11 protein-coding genes are annotated in these 17,277 nt (G+C 63.9%); 6 read left to right on the top strand and 5 right to left on the bottom strand.

Annotation, left to right across the window (positions count from 1 at the left end; translation table 11 throughout):
* Positions 1–4: 4 nt before the first annotated feature.
* Positions 5–1,408, top strand: a complete 1,404-nt coding sequence (locus EBMC1_RS11545; RefSeq protein WP_156001174.1) for a DUF4189 domain-containing protein — start codon at positions 5–7, stop codon at positions 1,406–1,408.
* Positions 1,409–1,455: 47 nt separating this feature from the next.
* Here the strand turns inward: EBMC1_RS11545 and EBMC1_RS11540 are convergent, their stop codons facing one another.
* Positions 1,456–1,839 (bottom strand): DUF4189 domain-containing protein, encoded by a 384-nt coding sequence (locus EBMC1_RS11540; protein WP_003046623.1) that lies wholly within the window; start codon positions 1,837–1,839, stop codon positions 1,456–1,458.
* Positions 1,840–2,020: 181 nt separating this feature from the next.
* On the opposite strand from EBMC1_RS11540, the gene EBMC1_RS17885 reads away from it, so the two are divergent.
* Entirely contained in the window at positions 2,021–2,572 is a 552-nt protein-coding gene (locus EBMC1_RS17885; protein WP_081611196.1) for an ankyrin repeat domain-containing protein, read from the top strand.
* Between the two features lie 87 nt (positions 2,573–2,659).
* Here EBMC1_RS17885 and EBMC1_RS11530 read toward each other — a convergent pair whose 3' ends face one another.
* On the bottom strand, positions 2,660–2,920 hold the full coding sequence (locus EBMC1_RS11530; protein WP_003046618.1) for a hypothetical protein: 261 nt from the start codon (positions 2,918–2,920) through the stop codon (positions 2,660–2,662).
* Positions 2,917–3,576 carry a hypothetical protein gene (locus tag EBMC1_RS11525; RefSeq protein ID WP_156001172.1) on the bottom strand — a complete coding sequence of 220 codons (660 nt, stop codon included), beginning with the start codon at positions 3,574–3,576 and terminating at the stop codon, positions 2,917–2,919. The genes EBMC1_RS11530 and EBMC1_RS11525 overlap by 4 nt, the downstream gene beginning before the upstream one ends.
* Between EBMC1_RS11525 and EBMC1_RS11520 the strand changes: the two genes are divergently transcribed.
* On the top strand, positions 3,575–4,318 hold the full coding sequence (locus EBMC1_RS11520; protein ID WP_040590210.1) for a hypothetical protein: 744 nt from the start codon (positions 3,575–3,577) through the stop codon (positions 4,316–4,318). The two genes, EBMC1_RS11525 and EBMC1_RS11520, sit on opposite strands and share 2 nt — an antisense overlap.
* Before the next feature lie 18 nt (positions 4,319–4,336).
* Here the strand turns inward: EBMC1_RS11520 and EBMC1_RS11515 are convergent, their stop codons facing one another.
* Positions 4,337–5,110 (bottom strand): LytR/AlgR family response regulator transcription factor, encoded by a 774-nt coding sequence (locus tag EBMC1_RS11515; RefSeq protein WP_040590248.1) that lies wholly within the window; start codon positions 5,108–5,110, stop codon positions 4,337–4,339.
* Positions 5,107–6,198: a sensor histidine kinase gene (locus EBMC1_RS11510; protein ID WP_003046607.1), complete on the bottom strand. Its 1,092-nt coding sequence runs from the start codon at positions 6,196–6,198 to the stop codon at positions 5,107–5,109. The genes EBMC1_RS11515 and EBMC1_RS11510 overlap by 4 nt, the downstream gene beginning before the upstream one ends.
* Positions 6,199–6,350: 152 nt before the next feature.
* Between EBMC1_RS11510 and EBMC1_RS11505 the strand changes: the two genes are divergently transcribed.
* The 3 genes from EBMC1_RS11505 to EBMC1_RS17880 all read left to right on the top strand — a co-directional run bounded on the left by EBMC1_RS11505 (position 6,351) and on the right by EBMC1_RS17880 (position 17,223).
* Complete coding sequence (locus EBMC1_RS11505) at positions 6,351–6,848, top strand: helix-turn-helix transcriptional regulator (protein WP_081611195.1); 498 nt, start codon at positions 6,351–6,353, stop codon at positions 6,846–6,848.
* A gap of 631 nt (positions 6,849–7,479) precedes the next feature.
* Entirely contained in the window at positions 7,480–10,335 is a 2,856-nt protein-coding gene (locus tag EBMC1_RS11500) for a TonB-dependent receptor plug domain-containing protein (protein ID WP_051066414.1), read from the top strand.
* A 345-nt stretch (positions 10,336–10,680) separates the two neighbouring features.
* Entirely contained in the window at positions 10,681–17,223 is a 6,543-nt protein-coding gene (locus EBMC1_RS17880; protein WP_156001170.1) for a putative Ig domain-containing protein, read from the top strand.
* The last annotated feature ends 54 nt before the right edge of the window (positions 17,224–17,277 follow it).

Below are 17,277 nucleotides of genomic sequence, written 5' to 3'. Positions count from 1 at the left end.
GGCCATGTCGCTATCACCGGCATCTGTACTGGTACACCGCAGCCGTCGCCTTGCCGGCACGATCCGCTATCCAATGTTGATTTTCAGAATGAAAGATTCAGTAGGGATGACGCGCGTCGTGGACTGGAAACCTTTGATCGGCCGGATTTTTCCTACGCTATGCGCGGCGATCCTTTTCGGTTTCATGTCTCCGGCGGCCCATGCGGAAGGTGGCTGTCCCGACGGATTTTTCCCGATCGGCGGCGGGACGGGCGGATGGCAAGGGTGCGCGCCGATCCCCGGCTACGACGATGGCGGCACTGAGGAAGAGCCACAACAGCCGACGAGGTCGGCTTATGACAATTATTATGCGGCCGCCTGGCATCGTGATTCAAGCTGGGCCTGGCTCGTCACCGGCTATTCGAATCGAACGCGTGCCGATCGGGCGGCGCTGGCGGCCTGCAATGCGGCGATGGGATCGGGGTGCACAACGGCCGCCGGCGGTGCCAATGGCGCGCTTGTGATTTCACGCGGGGTCGAGGGCGATCTTTATGCCATGTCCGGGGCGGATAAGGGCAAAGCCGAAAAGGCCATGGCGAAATATTGCAAGGAAGCTAACGACGAGTGCGAGGAAATCCAGTGGGCCACGGCGCCAGCCTTGATCGCGCCCTCCGGTCAGAATGTACCCGAATCGCCCCGAATCTATGGCCCTGTGAACGATCCGCATCGCCGTTACGGGGCGCTCGCCTGGCCTGATGGCGGAGCCGATGCCGCGCTGACGCGCGAGGTCTGGATTGTGGGCGGGCGACCTTCGCCGGATAAGGCGGCGTCCGATGTGGTTGCGCGGTGCCAGGCCGACAGCGGCAAGACTTGCAGCGTCAAGCTGGCTGGTTCCGACGTCTATATTGCCCTGACGATGGGCGATGGCGTGATGGGTGGCGCGGCCAGCGCATCCTCGGTCGCGGCTGCCCAGAAACGCGCGCTCGATTTCTGCCGAAAAACGTACAAGCGATGCCGGGAGGCCGGCTTTTTCGACCTGGTTGCGGAGCAGGCCTTGCGGTACGATCCCGAGGCCTTCGGCAAGCCCTGGTTTACCGCGCAAAGCTGGACCAAGGGCGGCAAGGCACCGTGGCGCAATTCGGTGTGGTCGGTGTCCGGCGCGAAGGATATGGACAGCGCGAAAAAGGCGGCACTGGCTTCCTGTCACGCCGAAACCAAAGATGAGTGCGAGGTCGCGTCCTGGTCCTCGAACAGCAAGGTGGCGCTATCCGTCGACTCAACCGGAGCCGTACATGTGCTCTGGACGGCTTGGTCGAACGATCCTGCGAAGGTGGTCGCAAAAGACTGTGCGGCGCAATCTCTTGATTGCCGGATTGTAACCATCATCGATTCCCGCCTGCCTTCTACAGGACGAATCGACGTTGAATAGCTGCTACCCGAGCAAACGCTGGACCGTGCGTCCTTTAGCGGAGGGTGTCAGTTGAAGGATGATGCGGTGCTGCACGCCGCATATTGTATCTGGCAATGCTGCGCCGCCGCATTGCAACTGCGCATCGCCAATCGGTTCGCAGCGGCCATGGTCGCGGCATAAGCGATTCCGACTTGCCGGTCGTCCCCCGACGCATAAGCGGCGCATTGGTTTCGATAGGTCAGGCGCACCCGACATTCGCCTGCGCCGCCGCTTTCCTCGCATTGACGGATCGCGCCTGCCGTAGCGGAGCCTTCGCTCTGTCGGCCACGGACCGCACCAAAGCCGACGCCGCCAAGCGCTATTGCGCCCCATCGTGCTTCGGATTGGTCGGACGCCGCGGCGACCGGTGTGAACAAGCTCGCGAGCAGGATCGACGGAATCCATTTCATTTCGGCATGTTAAGGCAGGAAATACCGATCGCAGCCAAGCAAGCGTGCGTACCAGTGCATTTCCGGGTGGACCGCCCGCCGCCGCCTTGGCCCATGCCTGCCCGGCCAGGGAAGTGATCGAAAATGTACCGGTGTCGCAAGATTATCCCGGTGATCGGGGTCGGGATGTTAGCGTCGGCTAATGGATGCCTGCGGTCCGAAATCTACGCGAATGCACGCACGGCTTGTCGGCTGGGCTGGACTTATTTTGCTCAGTTCGGCCTGTGCGGTGCCGCCCTATGATCACGCAGCGAGCAATTGCGCGCGCGGCGTGTCTATTGAGGCGGTCATCCGCGCTTGCAATCCGTCGGCCTTGCGACGGTTGCTTACATATGGCGTCGATCCTGACCTTCCCGACCGTGCGACAGGGCATTCGCCTCTGGAAACGGCTATTCTGGCGGGACGGCGCGATCAGGTCGGGGTTCTGATCGCCGCCGGGGCCGGTCTCGACCGACCCGATCATGTCGGCAATACGGCGCTGCATATCGCCGCGCAGACAAATCAACCATGGATTGCGCTGGATCTGCTCAAGGCGGGTGCGCGACCGGACATCCGCAATGCGCAAGGGCGAACCTTTCGGACATATCTCGATTTGATGAGCGATGATCTGCTCACGCCCTATGCCCGTACGGGAAAGCGCGCGGTGGTCGATTGGGTCGCGCAGCGCGACAGTGCAGAGGGCGCCCTCCACTGACGAAGGCGGGGCTGCCCCGACGGTAGTCGGCGGACGACGATCGTTGCGCAATCCAGCGCGGCCGTCTGCCTGCTGGAGGGATATTTATTATTTCTTCTTGAAGAACAGTCTTTTGATCATCGCCCCCGCGCCGATGAAAACCGCTGCGCCAATCAGCGCTCCCGCCAGCGGAAAATAAGCGTGATCGCGGGTACTGTCGATCACCACCTGACCAAATCCGGCCGCCCGTAGCTTGTAGACGCGCCACTCGGTTGCGGCGATCTGCCACAGCACAAACAGCCCGATGAACAGCGCCGACAGGATGCGGGCACGCTTCTTTCCGGGCGACGTATTTTGCGGGTCGTTCATAGTCGCTCCGGTTCATGGGGGGCGCCCGGTTGCGTTTGCTGCGGCGGAGGCGCAGCGACCGGATCAAAGGTACTGAGCGTGTAGCCGACTTCGCCCGACATGGTCATGACCGCGCCGTCGCAGGTCCGGATGCGATGCTCGAAACTGTGGCTCGTTTCGGTTTGCTGCAGATCGATCCGAAGCCCGCCATTGTGGAACCAAAGCAGCGCGTCGTAGCGCGTCCGATTATCGTCGATGCGCTCGATCCCCTTGGTCGACAGGGTGCGTTCCACGGTGCGACCGTCGGCGTCCGTCGTTCGCGCCAGCACCTGTTTCAGATCTTCGGCATAGACCTCTTCGAGCGCCGCGACACAGGCCGCATGGGATTCATAGCTTTGCGGCAGGGCAAGGATCGGCATGACGCCGCTTGCCAGAACGGCCTGGCCGGGTGCAGCCGCCGCCAGGCCGAGGGCGGCTATTCCCAAATGATATCGACGTTGCGCCATGTCCAGCCTTGGGGCGATCACTCGCGAGCGGCCCGGGAGTCGGGCGCTTTCCGGCGAACTGTCGTCGCAGCAATGGTGATCGCGCCGCAGACCGCCGCCAACAAGCGTTGGCGTGCACCGGTACATCGTTTCGCTTCGCCCCGCGCTCGCTCGCCGCCAAATTGCCTGCATGACCCGAATCCTTGCCCTCCCGATCCTGTCGATCGCCGCGTTTCTTTTGGCGCAGACCGCATCGGCGGCCGCCGAACCACTGCCGACGCAGCGGGATATTCCTGCCGAAGAAAGTACGGTGATCTGCCCGGACGAGGCCGCGGGCCGGCGCCTGTTTGAAGATTATTACACTGCGACCGCCGCGGGAGGCTTCGACATCTACCGTTTTTTCGACGGGCTGAAAGCAACGGGGTGCGAACAGAAGAGCGGCCCGTTGCAGATCGTCGAGATTCTGGGGCGGCGCCTGATCGGAACCTCCGGCGGGACGCAACTGCTCTATCGTGCGACCCGCCCCGATGGGGCCGCCGTAATCGGGCTCGTCGATGAAGGGGTAAACGACCAGTTTCCCCGCACTTATTTTGCCCGGTGGATGCAACTCCATGCACCGGGCGGTCGGTTGATCGACCGGCAGGGCAACCGGCTCTATCTGTGCCCGTCGCCCGCCGATGCGCAAAAGCTGGTCCACGCGATCCTTCCGATGGGTGAGCCCGGCACTGCCGATCCGCAGCAGATCAAGTCGCGCGACCGGGCCTTTGCCGCGGCTCGCTGCAGGATTGCCCCCGGCGAATATCGGATCACCGCCGTCGGCGACAGCCAGTTCGTCAGTCTGGGACCGGAGGCCGGAGAGGATTGGACGGCGCTGGTTGCGACAGACAGCGACGGCCGCGAAGTCGGGCTGGTTTACGACGCCTCGGTCATGTGACGCTTTGCTCGTTTCGGATCAGGCGCTCAGGGCGCTGCGGATGGCAGGGGTGTAGGTACGGCCCACGCGTACTTCGGTGCCGTCGGTCAGCACCGCGACGAGGGAGGCGAACGGCATCTGCTTGATGCGTTCGATTGCGGAGCGCTGCACGATCGTGCTGCGATGGATGCGCAGGAACCGCGCAGGATCGAGCCGGCGTTCGAGAGAGGCGAGGCTCTCTTGATAGAGATAGTCGCCATCGGCGATGTGCAGGCGCACATAGTCGCGATCGGCCTGGAAGCGGATGATGTCGTCGGCCGGAATGCGCAGATATTCGCCATGGGTGCGAACCCAAAACTCGCCGTTTTTGCGGTTTTCCCGGCCGAGCGCCTGCTTGAGCGCATGCAGCGTTTCCTGCAGTTCGGCGATGCGGTCCGACTGCAGGCGCGCGCCCGCCGCCGCGCGGGCGCGCTCGATGGCCAGATGGAATCGTCCCGGTTCGATTGGCTTGGTCACATAATCGACGGCATTGTTTTCGAACGCGCGCAGCGCATGATGGTCGAACGCAGTGACGAAGACGACGGCTGGGGGAGCCTCGGCAACTGCCGCCAATATGTCGAAGCCGTCGCCGCCCGGCATCTGGATGTCGAGCAGCATGATGTCGGGCGGGCGTGCCGCGACAATCGCCACCGCTTGCGCGACATTGGCGGCTTCGTCCACGCGTCCGACCCACGGATATTTGGCGAGGAGGCGTAGAATACGCCTGCGCGCCAGCGGCTCGTCGTCGATGACCAGAACCGACATTTCGGTCATGCGGGCCGCCAAGGCAGCGCGATTGCCGCGCGAAAGCGACCATCCGCCGTGATCTCTGACGATAGCGACCCTTGCTCGCGAAAGCGCGCGCGCAAGCGATCCGCGACATTCTTCAGGCCCATGCCCATGCCCGGCGGCCGGGGTCGTCCGTCATCCGCCGCGACGTCGTTTTCGACGACGATCTCCAGCGCTTCGTCGCGCCGCGTAGCGCTGACCGCAATTTCGACTGGGCCGGCCGATCGCCCGACGCCGTGCTTGACCGCATTTTCGATCAGCGGCTGCAGGATCAGACTGGGGACCAGCGCGCCGCCCGCTTCGTCATCAATAGCGATGTTGACAGCCATGCGGTCCGAAAAGCGGGTGCTTTCGATGCCGAGATACTCTCGCTGAAGCGCGATTTCTTCGCGCAACGGGACATCGTGAACGGGGTCGAGTTCCAGTGTGGAGCGCAGGAAAGTCGATAGCGACAGCACCATCCGTTCGGCCTGCGTCGCGGCACCCTCTTCGATCAGACCGGCAATGGAGTTCAACGTATTGAACATGAAATGCGGGCTTATCTGATAGCGGAGGGCCTTCATCTTCGCTTCGAGGGCTTCCTCGCGCACCGCAGCGAGGCGTCGTTCACGATCTCCGACCTCGAAGCTGTAGAACATGGCCGTGTGAAGCGCACACCATCCCAATATCTGGCAGAAGCTGGTGATCAGGACGATGCCGGTATAGCCGGGATCGAACTTTATCGGCTGGGGATAGAGGCAGATCATACCGTTGATGAAATCGAGTACGGCGGCGACGGGAGCCATGACCGCGGCAAAAGCGATCCCCCACAGCGCTTTGGGAAGGAAATTCCCGCTCCGTCGATGGAAAAGGAAGATCGCCAGCCGGTAGCCGATCGCCCCGATGATCGCATAGACATAGAGCTTGTAAGGCGCCGATTCGATCGGATCGACGTTGAGGACGACGCTGAACAGGCTGTCGACGAGAAACATCACGAACCAATAGCCAATAATGAGCCAGATCGTCGCGCGCTTGAGACCGCGGGGAAGCGTGCCGCGTGCGTGGGTCCCTCCGGCATTTTCATGATCGCTCATGATGTTGGCCCCTTGTCCCCGCGCGATGCTGCGTGCCGTTCGTCGGTCGCCAGTAGCCATTGGCAGAAAGCCGGTGCCGATGATCCGACGCCGCGCGCCGTCCATAGGAAATAGTATCCAGCACGGTCCGGCAACCACTTAGTTCAGACGGCATGAGCGATATGCAGCCAGTATCGGCAATGTCGGGGACCGCCGCCGTGCGCAATGGCGTAGCGGCCTCGGTCGGCGGCCGCGTGCCCGACAGCGCGTGCGCGCCGGGGCGGGCGGCAGCGGGACCGCCCGCGAGCGAGGCGGTCCGTTTTCTCGTCGAGACGGATGATCTCCAATTTATACGCCGGGTTGCCGCGCTGTTGCCCGAAGGCGCGAAATTGCAGATTCTTCCGGCTGCCGTGCGGATCGATCGCGCTGCCCCGCCGACAGGACGGTCGGCTGCCGGCGGATTGCCCGCGCTGACCGGGCGACAGCAGGACGTTGCGGCGCTGCTCGTGCAGGGGCTTTCGAACAAGGCAATCGCCCGCGAGCTCGGCCTTTCGCATTTCACCGTGCGCAATCATGTGTCGCAATTGCTTCGGATGCTGGGCGCGACGACGCGGCGCGAAGCCGTAACGCGGCTCGCACCATATTTCGAGAGCGTCTCCGCACCCGAATAGGCCGCGATGTCGTCGGGGCGCGACGCCATTGCATATTCCTTTCCCTACCGCAGCCACCCTTGCCGAGTTCTGACGGTTTGTCATCGTGTCCCATTGAACCGGTACATGGCGACACCCTCTGCGAGAGGCGCTTTCGATCGGAGCGTTCTCCGAAAGAGCCGTAAGATAGCCGACGCCCGGAATCCAAAGATGAGAGACCATCCTGGAGCCCGGGCGCCGTGCAGCAGGCGGAACCCGCTTTGTGACCGGACCGGGATGCCTGATCACGGTTCGATGCTAACCAAGAGTGATTTCGCTGGCTATCAAATATAGGAACCGGTTCAAAACGCCATGTCAAATGGCTCTGCTAAATTGAATCAGTCTTCAAAATATCGGATCTAACAATGCCTATGTTGGAAAAGTGATTTCGCATCACCAAATATAACCGGTACAAGAACCGGTACATCGGCTTCATTGCCATGCACTGTCTGTCCCCTCTAGGTCGTCCATCATCCATTATCTCGTGGTTCGAGTGTAAAGCACCGATCGCGATTTTGGCTGGCATGGTCCGAAATAAACAAGGGGAAAAAAATTGGCAAAATCGCGCATCATTCGCTTGAGGCTCGCAACGGCTCCGATTGCCGTTGCGGCTATGGCGCTGGCGCCCTCTGCTTTCGCGCAGGAGGCAGATGACGGAACCGATGCTGGCACGACCGAACTGGTCGTTACGGGGTCGCGCATCGCACGTACCGACGAAGCCGCGAGCCCGGTTCCGCTCGCTGTCGTGGGCAGCGCGGACATTGCGCTCGATGGCGCGCCGAACATCTCTGACATCCTCAACGAAATGCCGCAAACGGCAATCGGGATTACCCGGACGAACACCAACTTCCTGACCTCGGGCACCGGCATCGCGACGGTCAATCTGCGCGATCTCGGCTCCAGCCGCACGCTGGTGCTCGTCAACGGCCGGCGCTTCATTTCGGGCTTTGCAGGCGACTCTGCAGTCGACCTCAACAATATCCCGACCGACTTCATCGACCGCGTCGAAATCGTCACCGGCGGTTCTTCGGCCGTTTATGGCTCGGATGCGATTGCGGGCGTTGTAAACTTCATCCTGAAGGACAAGTTCAACGGCGTCTCCGTACGCGGCCAATATGGCATCACCGAACATGGCGACAATGGGCGCTATCTCGCCAGCATCACCGCCGGCACAAGCTTCGGTGCCGAAGACCGCGGCAATATCCTGCTGAACTTTTCCTACGACAAGGACATGGGACTGCGCTCGCGCGACCGCGCGATTTCCGCGCAGGACTGTTCAGGAACGGCCTGCGGTCTCGGGGCCTTTTCGTCCTATGCGCCGCAGGGGCAGTTCCGTACGGTCAACGCGTCGGGGCAGGCGGTCAACATCCTGCCGGGCGGTCGCAACACCTTCTCGTTCAATCCCGACAATTCGGTTGCCTATCTCGCCGGCTTCGACACCGGCCAATATGGCTTCAACCGGAACGGCGAGCGCTATATCTCGGTTCCGCTCGAGCGCTATCTTGCGAGCGGGGTCGGCAATTTCGATCTCACCGACAATGTCACCGCCTTTGCCGAAGTCACCTATGCGAAGGTGAAGTCGCGTTCGCGCCTCGAACCCTTCGCGCTCGATATTCTGAGCGACGTCTATTATCGCGATATCGATCCGTACGGCATTCCGATCACCAACCCGTTCATCCCCGCGGCAGTCGCCGCGGCGATCGCTGCTGCCAATTCGGATGCCGATCCGACGAACGACGTCGATGCGATCAACGGCCGTCGTCGCCAGAACGATGTGTTCGATCGCTCGAACGTCGTCAGCCGCGACACCTGGCGCGTTGTCGCCGGTTTGAAGGGCGAACTGGGCCGTTTCAAATGGGACGCAAGCTATGTCTACGGGCACCTGCGGGACTATAATGCCAGCGAAGATATCGACAATAACCGCTACCGCAACGCGCTGAATGCGATCCGCGTTGGGCCGGGTAATGTCGTGGGCGTGGATATCGTCTGCGCCGACGCTGCGGCTCGGGCCGAGGGGTGCATCCCGCTGGACATCTTCGGCTACAATACCGCTGATCCCCGCGCTGCCGCTTATGTGAAATCGGTGGTCCCGAAATCGGAGCTCATCACCAACAAGCAACAGGTGTGGTCGGCGAATATTTCAGGTCCGATCTTCGCGCTGCCCGCCGGCGACGTCGGCCTGGCACTCGGGGTCGAATATCGCAAGGAAAGTAGCGTCAGTGACCTCGACATCCTGACCAATACGGGCGGTAACTCGGGGAACGTCATCCCCGACACGCGCGGCGATTTCGACGTTCTCGAATTTTACGGCGAAGTGAATGTACCGCTGCTGTCGGGTAAGCCTTTCTTCGAATATCTCGGGCTGATCGGGGCGGCACGCCTGTCGGACTATTCGACGGTGGGTTCGACGTTCAGCTGGAATGCGGGTGCCGAATGGTCGCCGCTGCCCGGGCTGCGTTTCCGCGGCGTCTATGCCGAAGCGAACCGCGCGCCGAATATCAGCGAATTGTTCACCGCGCCGTCGGAAACCTTCGCGTCGGTCAGCGATCCTTGCGACGGGATCACGGCATCGACGGGGGGCGATTACGGGGCGGCCTGTCGCGCCATTCCGGCGGTGCAGGCGGCGATTACCGCCAACGGCATCTTCAAATATTCGCTCGCCGATCTTCAGGGTATCAACGGGTTTATCGGCGGCAACACCGCGCTGCGTGAGGAAACGGCCAAAACCTACACGCTCGGCATGGTCTATCAGCCCAGCTTCGTGCGGGACCTGCTGCTGACCGTCGACTATTATAATATCAAGGTCGAAGGCGCGATCAGCACGCTCGGGCGCTCCTACTCGATCAGCCAGTGCGTGTTGACCGGCCTGCCGATCTACTGCGACAATGTGACGCGCGATGCGACGACGGGGTTCGTTACCCGCGTCGACGGGCAGTTGCTAAACGTTGCGGGCCTTTGGTCGGAAGGCGTCGACGTCGGCGTCCGGTATAATATGCCGCTCGGCCTCAGCGCCGACGACAGCCTGGGGTTCAGCCTCAACTACACCTATCTGATCGCGTCGAAGCAACAGGGTGACCCGGCCGATGACGTGATCAACTATGCGGGCACGTTCGGCAATCCGCGGCACAACCTGACCTCGCGTCTGACGTATCGCACCGGCGGCTTCAGCATCAGCTGGCAGGCCAATTACCATGGTGGCGGCGACTATATTAAGGACTATTTCAACGCCAATCCCGCTGTTCAGGCGCTGAACAAGATCGACGGCTTCATGCTCCACAATGCCCAGCTTCGCTGGCAGCCGGGTGAAGACAAGAAGTTCGATTTCTATGTCGGCGTCGACAATATCTTCGACAAGAAGCCGCAATATATTCCCGGCTCGCCATTCGGTACGCCGACGGGGCTCGAAACATCGCCGGTGTTCGATCTCTACGGTCGCCGTTTCTATGCAGGTGCCGTGGTCAAATTCTGATCGTCGACGAGACGACGACCTGGGGGCGGAGAGCAATCTCCGTCCCCATTTTTGTTCGAGACGCCGAAACGTACCGGTGCATTGCTGCGCTGGCGCCCCGCTGGTCCGACGCCCAGAACCGCCGTTCCGAATGTACGGGGGATGGGGGCGATGGGATTTTTGACGCTGCGTCGGCCGTGGATGCGCTGGACGCTCCTGGTGATGATAACCGTCGGGGGCCTCGCATTCGGCGGAGCCGCTCAGGCGCAGCACACATCGCCTTATTGTTCGCCGCGCACCGCAACCGTTGCGTCTGGCGGGGTGGTCGAGGTTGACCTCACATCTTGTGACAATACGCAGATAGGCTTGGGAAACGGTGTCGCGGTGACGCGAAACGGTCCGTCCCACGGAACAGCAACGACATCGGAACGCTTTGTCCCGCCGAGCTCGACTGCATCGATCCTCACATACAGCCACAACGGCGATGCGGCGACGCAGGATATATTCGACATTCAGGACAATGACGGATTCTGGATCCAGGTCACCATCACCATCAGCGCGCCGACGTCGTACATTGTCGTGACCCCCGCGTCGCTTCCTTCGCTGAACGCGGGGACCGCACTTAATCAGGCGCTGAGTGCAACGGGCGGCACCGCGCCCTATAGCTTTAGCGTGTCCGGCGGGACGCTGATCCCCGGCTTGAATCTGTCGTCCAGCGGCATACTCTCCGGCACGCCATCGCGCCGCGGAAATTATACGTTCAGTGTCACCGCGCAGGACTCGCTCGGCGCAACTGCGGTGAAGAGCTATAGCGGAACGATCGGCAATCCGTCGCTCTCGCTGGCAACGGGAACGGTAACGCTGGTTCAGGGCGCGGCGGCATCAGCCCAGCTCGCGACCAATGGCGGGGTCGCGCCCTATATCTATGCCACCGAACCTCCCGGCACCCCCATGCCCTTCGGGCTCAGTCTTTCGACAGGCGGCCTTATTACCGGAACGCCTGCTTCGTCGGGAAGCGCGAGCGTCCAGTTGCGCGTCACCGACAGCAGCAGCGGGCCCGGCCAATATTTCGAGCTCGAAACACTGACGATCAATGTCGTGTCGGCACCCAGCGTTTCGATCGCGGTCTCGCCGGCCTCGGTCAGCGAGGACGGCGCGACCAACCTGACCTATACCGTCACCCGCAGTGCGAACCTGTCGTCGCCGACAACGGTCAATATCACGACCGGCGGCACCGCAGCCGCTGGCGTCGATTATACGGGCAATGTAGCCAGCGTGACGATTCCAGCGGGGTCGACGACGGCCAGCATCACGATCAACCCGACCACCGACAGCATCATCGAGCCAGACGAGACGGTTACGCTGAGCGTGGCCGCTGGCACCGGCTATACGGTCGGCGCGCCGTCGAGCGCCACGGGCACGATCCTCAACGACGATGTGCCGACCGCGACGATCGCCGTATCGCCAGCCACAGTGGCCGAGGATGGTGCACCGAATCTTGTCTACACCGTAACGCTCTCCCAGGCGCCGTCGTCGAGCGTGTCGATCAATTATACGGTCGGCGGAACGGCCACTAACGGCACCGACTATGCGGCCATCGCGTCGCCGCTCGTCATCGCGGCGGGCAGCACATCGGGAACCGTCACGGTCAATCCGACGGCCGATGCGACCATCGAAGCCGACGAAACGGCCATCCTGTCGCTCGCCGCCGGCACCGGCTATGTCGTCGGTGCGCCGAACAGCGCGACGGGCACGATCCTCAACGACGACCTCCCGTCGCTCAGCATCAATGATGTGACCGCGGCCGAAGGAAACAGTGGCACAAACAATTTTACGTTTACGGTCAGCCTGTCGGCGCCAGCGGGACCGGGTGGCGTCTCCTTCGATATCGCGACCGCCAACGGCACTGCCGCCGCGGGGAGCGACTATGTCGCGCGCAGCCTGACCGGCCAGACGATCCCGGCGGGCGCGAGCAGCGCAAGCTTTACGGTGACGGTCAACGGCGACACGCTGAATGAAGCGAGCGAGACATTTTTCGCGAACGTCACCAATGTCGTCAACGCGGTCGTCATCGACGGGCAGGGGGTCGGCACGATCACCAACGACGATCCGCTGCCGGCGATTTCCACGTCCGATGTGTCGATCGTGGAAGGGAACAGCGGTTCGTCCAATGCCATCGTCACGGTCACGCTCGACACGGCAAGCGGCCAGACGGTGACGGTAAACTACGCCACGGCAAATGGTTCGGCGACGCAGCCATCGGATTACGGCGCGGTGTCGGGAACGCTGACCTTCACGCCGGGGCAGACCAGCCGGACGATCGCGATTCCCGTCGTCGGCGACACCGTTCCCGAAACAAACGAGGCCTTCTCGCTCGGCCTGTTCAGCGCCGTCAACGCGACGATCGCCATACCGACGGCGTTCATCGCCATCACCAACGACGATGTTCCGGTTACGCTGTCACCCGGCGCCCTTACCGGAGGACAGGTCGCGGCCCCGTACAGCCAGACGGTCTCGGCGACCGGGGGCACCGGACCCTATGGCTTTTCGGTGACGGCGGGCGCGCTGCCATCGGGGCTGACGCTGGCGCTTGGCGGCCTGTTGTCAGGAACGCCGACCGCAGGCGGCACCTTCAACTTCACGGTCACCGCGACCGACAGCAGCGCGGCACCGGGGCCATTTTCGGGTTCGACGCCTTACAGCCTGTCGATCGCGCCGCCGACCATCGTCCTGCCGGCGACCCCGCTGGCGGCGGGGCAGGTCGGTACAGCCTACAGCGCTACGATCACCGCGGCGAGCGGCGGCACCGCGCCCTATGGCTATGCGGTGACCGGCGGCAGCCTGCCCGGCGGGGTGACGCTCGACCCCGCAACTGGCTCGCTTTCGGGAACCCCCACCGCGGCGGGCAGCTTCAGCTTCCGGATTACCGCCACCGACAGTTCGACGGGCAGCGGCCCCTATTCGGCATTCAATGATTATGCGATCGACATCGCGGTGGCGCCCCCCGTCGCCAATGCCGTTTCGGCGACGATCGGCTATGGCAGCGGCTCCACAGGCGTCACGCTCAGCCTTTCGGGCGGCGCGGCGACGAGCGTCGCGATCGTTACCCCGCCGTCACACGGCACCGCGACGGCGTCCGGAACCACGATCTCTTACCAGCCCGTTGCGGGCTATGCGGGCCCCGACAGCTTTACCTACAGCGCCGCGAACGCCAGTGGCACCTCGGCGCCGGCGACCGTCAGTCTGACTATCGCCGACCCGGCGATCGGCGTCGCCGCCACCGGACCGCTCGCCGCGACCGTCGGCACGGCCTACAGCCAGACGTTCACCTTCAGCGGGGGCGCGCAGCCGTTCGGCAGCTATCAGGTGAACAATCTGCCCGCGGGCGTCGCAATCACGGGTTCGGATGCGAGCAGCGTGACGATCGCGGGCACCCCGACCCAATCGGGCAGCTTCAGCCTCACGGTATCGGCCATCGACAGTTCGACGGGCAATGGCCCTTTCACCGCCAGCCAACCCTTCGTGCTGACGGTCGATGCGCCGACGCTGTCGCTCGCGCCCGGCGCGGGGACGCTCACGGCGCCTTATGGCGCGGCCTTCTCGCAAGCCTTTGCAGCAAGCGGCGGGGTTGGCCCGTTCAGCTATTCGGTCATCGGGACGCTCCCTGCCGGACTGGCGTTCGGCGGCAATATGCTGACCGGAACGCCCAGTGCGCCGGGCGTCTATCCGATCACGGTAACGGCAACCGACTCCGGATCGACCGGTCCGGGGGCACCGTTTGCCGTATCGGTGAACTACAGCCTGTCGGTACCCGCTCCGACGATCGTCCTCGGACCAGCGGCGCTTGCCGGCGCGACGGTCGCCGCCAGCTACAGCCAGACGCTCACAGCGTCGGGTGGGGTCGGCGGTTATGCCTATGCGGTGACCACAGGCGCCTTGCCGACGGGACTGACGCTGTCGGGCGGCGGGGGGCTTTCCGGGACGCCGACCGTCGGCGGCAGCTTCGGCTTCACCATCACCGCGACCGACGCGAATGGTCAGGCCGGTGCGCAGGCCTATACGTTGGTCGTCGCCGCTCCGGCGCTGACATTGCCCGCGACCAGCCTGCCGCAGGGCCAGGTGGGGGCCGCCTACAGCGCGACGATCCTTGCGGCGACCGGCGGCACCGCGCCCTACAGCTATGCCGTTACCGGCGGTGCGCTACCGGCGGGCGTTACGCTTTCGCCAACGGGGCAGCTTAGGGGCACGCCTGGCGCCTTCGGAAGCTTTTCCTTCACCGTCACGGCGACCGACAGTTCGGGCGGAACCGGGCCCTATTCGACGTCGCAGGCGTATACACTGACGATCGTCGAACAGACGCCCGTCACCGGAGCAGTGTCGGCGACCGTTGCCTATGGCAGCGTCGATACGGCCATCGCCCTCGCTATCAGCGGAGGGACGCCGGCAAGCGTCGCGATCACGAACGCTCCGTCGCACGGCACGGCGAACGTGTCGGGGACGGCGATCCGCTACACGCCCGCGGCGGGATATGCCGGACCCGACAGCTTTGCCTATACGGCCAGCAATGCCGGGGGCACTTCGGCGCCCGCAACTGCGACGATCCAGGTTTCGGCGCCTACGATTTCCATCGCCGCCGACGGGTCGCTGGCGGCCATTGTCGGAACGCACTTTGACCGGCGCTTCCTTTTTTCCGGCGGCGCCCAGCCTTTCTCGGCCTATCAGGTCACCGGGCTGCCCGCCGGTTTGACCGTTTCGACAAGCGATGCCGGCAGCGTCGGCATATCGGGAACGCCGACTCAGGCGGGCAGCTTCGTCCTGACCGTTTCGGGCACCGATGCCTCGACGGGAACAGGCCCATTTATCAGGTTGCAGGCATTCACGCTGACGGTGGCGGGGCCGACGCTCGCCCTCGCGCCGCCGTCGGCAAGCTTTGCCGCCGCCTATGCTGCCCCCTTCAGTCAACAGATCAGCGCGACCGGCGGCGTCGGTCCCTACAGCTATGCGGTCAGCGGGAACCTGCCCGCCGGCGTCGCGATCGATCCGGCGACGGGCGTGATCGCGGGGACGCCGACGGCGGTTGGCAACTTCGCCTTTTCGGTGACGGCGAGAGATGACGGCGCCACCGGCCCCGGCGCGCCTTTCACCGCGCAGGGAAGCTACAGCCTGACCGTGGCGGCGCCGACGATCCTCGTGACGCCTGCGGCACTCCCCCCGGCCACCGCGGGCGCGTCCTATTCGGCGCTTCTGTCGGCGACGGGCGGGGTCGGGCCTTATTCCTATGCGCTCGCGAGCGGAACGCTTCCCGCCGGGATCGCGCTTGCAGGCGACGGGACATTCAGCGGAACGCCCACCGTGTCGGGCGATTTTGCGATCGGTGTGACCGCGACCGATGCCAATGGCCAGACGAGCGTGGCCGCGCTGACGCTAACCGTCGCCAATGCAGCACTCACGATCACGCCGGCGTCGTTGCCGAACGCGGTGCAGGGGATCGCCTACAGCCAGCAACTGACCGCGGCGGGCGGTGTTGCGCCCTACAGTTTCGCGGTGTCGGCGGGCAGCCTGCCCGCGGGCATTACCATAAGTCCGGCGGGGCTTATTAGCGGTACGCCGACCGGCTCGGGCAACGCCAGCTTCACCATTCTGGTCACTGACAGCACCGGCGGAACGGCCTCGACCGTTTCGGTGAGCTATGTGCTCGCCGTGACCGCACGGCCCAATCCGGCGAACGATCCCGAGGTGCGCGGTCTGGTGCAGGCGCAGGTCGCCTCGGCGCGGCGCTTCGCCGACGTTCAGGTGGGCAATTTTTCCCGCCGGCTCGAAGGGCTCCGCCATGGCGGAGGCGGCGGATTCCGCAACGGGCTGCGGATCAGCGCGTCCGATCCCTGCCTCGACACGCTGACGGCCTGGACCAACAGCCTGTGTGCGAGCAGTGATCCGGCCGGCGGAGGGCGGGCCATCCCCGGCCGGACAGGGCAGCCGCCGCTTGGTGCCGGCGCAGGCTTCGGGGCGGGGACCGGGACGGCGGCGGATGCGGACGACGGGCAAAACGCGTCGGCGTCGAGCGGCCCGATCGACGCACCGCTCGCGATCTGGGCGGGCGGCGCGATCCGCTATGGCGATCGCGACCCCTCGACCGGCCGGCCGTCGGAGCGCTTCGAATCCGAAGGCATCACGCTCGGCGCCGACTATCGTTTCGGTCCGGATTTCGCGATCGGCATCGGGGTCGGGATCGGCCGCGATACGACCGATGTCGGGCGCAACGGGTCGCAAAGCCGGGGCGAGGCCAAGACGATTGCGCTCTACGGTAGCCATCTGCTGGGCGGCGGCTTCTTCGTCGACTGGCTCGGCGGCTATCAGTGGCTGGATTTCGACCTGCGGCGCTACGTCACCGCGACGAGCGCGCTGGTCAATTCGTCGCGCAAGGGGCGGCAGTGGTTCGGCGCGATATCGGCCGGCGCCGATATCGAGACGGGCGATCTGCGCGTCACTCCCTATGTGCGCATCGACGCGCAGCGCGGCCGGCTCGATGGTTATGTGGAAAGCAGCGGCTCGCTGTTCGACCTGCGCTTCCTCGATCAGGATGTGGCGTTCACGTCGCTCGGCCTCGGCGCGCGGCTTGATTATCGCATCGCGGTCGAGAACGGCTATTTCCTGCCGCGCGTGCGCGTCGAATATCAGCGCGACGTCGAACGGCAGGGCGACGCGCTGGTCGCCTATTTCGACCAGACCGGCGGGCCGTTCAACGCCGTTCCGCTCGCGGGCTACGCGCGCAGTCGGCTGCTGCTCGGCCTCGGCCTCGAAATGGCGATCGGCGAGCGGACGTCGTTCGACGTCGAATATAATAATCGCCAGGCAACCGGCGCGGGTTCCGACCAAGGGGTGACCGTCAATCTCAAACAGGCCTTCTAGGCACGGGACGGATCGTCGGCCCCGACGATGAACTGGTACGTCGACGCCTTTGTC

Source organism: Sphingopyxis sp. MC1 (genome assembly GCF_000371385.1).
GTDB lineage: Bacteria > Pseudomonadota > Alphaproteobacteria > Sphingomonadales > Sphingomonadaceae > Sphingopyxis > Sphingopyxis terrae.
Note: the sequence above shows the minus strand (reverse complement) of the source record. Positions and strands in the feature narration are given on the sequence as shown.

Bases quoted from the DNA above. Each gene is read 5' to 3' on its own strand.
- EBMC1_RS11545 (WP_156001174.1), top strand. From the start codon at position 5: ATGTCGCTATCACCGGCATCTGTACTGGTACACCGCAGCCGTCGCCTT.
- EBMC1_RS11540 (WP_003046623.1), bottom strand. From the start codon at position 1,839: ATGAAATGGATTCCGTCGATCCTGCTCGCGAGCTTGTTCACACCGGTC.
- EBMC1_RS17885 (WP_081611196.1), top strand. From the start codon at position 2,021: ATGGATGCCTGCGGTCCGAAATCTACGCGAATGCACGCACGGCTTGTC.
- EBMC1_RS11530 (WP_003046618.1), bottom strand. From the start codon at position 2,920: ATGAACGACCCGCAAAATACGTCGCCCGGAAAGAAGCGTGCCCGCATC.
- EBMC1_RS11520 (WP_040590210.1), top strand. From the start codon at position 3,575: ATGACCCGAATCCTTGCCCTCCCGATCCTGTCGATCGCCGCGTTTCTT.
- EBMC1_RS11525 (WP_156001172.1), bottom strand. From the start codon at position 3,576: ATGCAGGCAATTTGGCGGCGAGCGAGCGCGGGGCGAAGCGAAACGATG.
- EBMC1_RS11515 (WP_040590248.1), bottom strand. From the start codon at position 5,110: ATGACCGAAATGTCGGTTCTGGTCATCGACGACGAGCCGCTGGCGCGC.
- EBMC1_RS11510 (WP_003046607.1), bottom strand. From the start codon at position 6,198: ATGAGCGATCATGAAAATGCCGGAGGGACCCACGCACGCGGCACGCTT.
- EBMC1_RS11505 (WP_081611195.1), top strand. From the start codon at position 6,351: ATGAGCGATATGCAGCCAGTATCGGCAATGTCGGGGACCGCCGCCGTG.
- EBMC1_RS11500 (WP_051066414.1), top strand. From the start codon at position 7,480: ATGGCGCTGGCGCCCTCTGCTTTCGCGCAGGAGGCAGATGACGGAACC.